The 2,242-nt window shown below is 69.9% G+C and carries 2 protein-coding genes; one reads left to right on the top strand and one right to left on the bottom strand.

The genetic code is table 11. The features are described from left to right. The coding region (locus KN815_RS47940) for a TerD family protein (protein ID WP_253209713.1) at nucleotides 1-647 on the bottom strand (647 nt) is incomplete at its 3' end. Nucleotides 648-881: 234 nt separating this feature from the next. On the opposite strand from KN815_RS47940, the gene KN815_RS47935 reads away from it, so the two are divergent. Further along, complete coding sequence (locus KN815_RS47935; RefSeq protein ID WP_216348042.1) at nucleotides 882-2,069, top strand: HpcH/HpaI aldolase/citrate lyase family protein; 1,188 nt, start codon at nucleotides 882-884, stop codon at nucleotides 2,067-2,069. Nucleotides 2,070-2,242 lie beyond the last annotated feature (173 nt).

The raw sequence follows: 2,242 nt of genomic DNA, 5'->3' as shown, positions 1-2,242 counted from the left end.
GTGGGAGCGGCCGGGGGCTCCGGCGCGGCGCCGCCTTCCGGCCCGGCCGGGGCCGTGGCTCCGTCGCCGTCCGAGCCGCCCGCGGCCTCGCCGTCCTCCACGGAGATCCCGTACTGCGTGGCCAGCCCGACCAGCCCCGTCTCATAGCCCTGCCCCAGGGCCCGGAACTTCCAGGTGTCGCCGCGCCGGTAGAGCTCACCGCAGATCAGCGCGGCCTCCATACCGGTCTCCGGCAGCACCGCGAAGATCGCGATCGGCTCGGCGTCCGCCTCGCGCGGCGCACCGGACGAGGCGTCGTAGAGCAGCAGGCTCAGATCCCTCACCTGTCCGAAGGTGCCGCCGTCGGCGGACGCGGCGAGCACCACCCGGCGCACCCCGGACTCCAGCCCGGAGAACTCGGCCTCGATGGTGTCCGTCAGCGCGCCCTGGTTCGGCTTCTTGGGGAGGTGCCGGACCAGCCCCGAGGGGTGGTCCGGCTGGTTGTAGAAGACGAAGTCCTCGTCCGAGCGCACCCGGTCGTCCGCGTCCAGCAGCAGCGCCGAGGCGTCCACGTCGGGTACGTCCGTGCCGGGGGTCCAGCGCAACACCGCGCGTATGGCCGTGGCCTCCAGCGGGATGTTCGATCCCTTCAGCATCGCCTGCGTCATGGCGGCAATCCTGCCTTCCCAGTGGGTCCTGGGACAACGCAGGGTGCGGGGCGGGTGGTGGCGGGGAGGTGGTACGGGGCGGCAGGGCGGGTATGCCGGACACCATGCGGACGCACATGGGTTACGTGATTTTCACGCGCTTGGGGAACTTTTGACCCAGGGTCGTACGTACGATTATCGGCCAACCGCGGGTCAGTGTGGCCGAGGCGGCGTACCGGCAGTACGGGGAGTTAGATGCGGCATTTCGGACATCTGCCGGATGAGGTGCGGGCGAACGTCTTTCATCAGGAGCCCGGTGAGTTCAGTGTGGACTCGCCCGCCCGGACGCTGGCCGTCGCGCTCGGCGCGACCCTGTACTGCCCCGCGACCCGGCCCAAGCTCGCCGAGGACATCGTCAAACAGGCAGGTCGCGGCGTGGTGTCCATGGTGCTCTGCCTGGAGGACTCCATAGACGACGCCGAGGTGCCGGGGGCGGAGGAGAACCTCATACGGCAGTTCGCGGAGCTGTCCGGGCTCGGCCCCGGCACTCCGCTGCCGCTGCTCTTCATCCGGGTCCGCACCCCCGAGCAGATCGTCGATCTGCTCACCCGGTTCGGAGCGGGTGTGCGGCTGCTGTCCGGATTCGTGCTGCCGAAGTTCACCGAGGAGCGCGGCGGGGCCTTTCTCGAGGCACTGATGTCGGCCGAAAACGCCCAGGTGGCCGAGGTATTGGGCGGACGGCGGCTCTTCGCGATGCCGGTTCTCGAATCGCCCGAGCTGATGCACCGCGAGACGCGCACCGACACCCTGAGCGGCATCAGCCGGATTGTCGACAAGTACCGCGAGCGGGTGCTGGCACTGCGTCTCGGGGTCACCGATCTCTGCTCGGCGTACGGGCTGCGCAGGGCGCCGGACATGACCGCGTACGACGTCCAGCTCATCGCGTCCGTGATCGCGGACGTGGTGAACATGCTGGGCCGGGCCGACGGTACGGGCTTCACGATCACCGGGCCGGTGTGGGAGTACTTCAAACCCCATGAGCGAATGTTCAAACCGCAGCTACGGATCAGCCCCTTCAGCAGCGGCCGCGCCGAATCCCTGCGCACCGCGCTGATCGAGCACCACATGGACGGGCTGCTGCGCGAGATCGAACTGGACCGCGCCAACGGATTGCAGGGCAAGACCTGCATCCACCCCACCCATGTCGCCCCCGTGCACGCGCTGTCCGTCGTCAGCCACGAGGAGTTCAGCGACGCGGTGGACATCCTGGAGCCCCAGCGCGACGGGGGCGGTGTGCTGCGCTCCTCGTACACCAACAAAATGAACGAGGTGAAGCCGCACCGGGCATGGGCCGAGCGGACCCTGCGGCGCGCGGAGGTCTTCGGGGTGGCCCGGGAGGATGTGAGCTTCGTGGAACTGCTGGCGGCGAGCCTGCGGACGTAGAGCGAACGAACCGGGCCCGGGACGGACCCCGGACGAGCGACGATGGAAACGAGGCGCAGGGCGGCGTGAGCGTGGGCAACGTGTGGTCGGGACAGTGGGTCGCGGACCGGCTGGGAGTACGGCTGGACGGCGGCCGGGGCCGCGAGGGCGTCGGCGGCCGGAACGACGGCGGC

This window comes from Streptomyces niphimycinicus, from assembly GCF_018883605.1.
Taxonomy (GTDB): Bacteria; Actinomycetota; Actinomycetes; order Streptomycetales; family Streptomycetaceae; genus Streptomyces; species Streptomyces niphimycinicus.
This window is presented reverse-complemented; position numbering and strand designations above follow the sequence as displayed.

Bases quoted from the DNA above. Each gene is read 5' to 3' on its own strand.
- KN815_RS47935 (WP_216348042.1), top strand. From the start codon at position 882: ATGCGGCATTTCGGACATCTGCCGGATGAGGTGCGGGCGAACGTCTTT.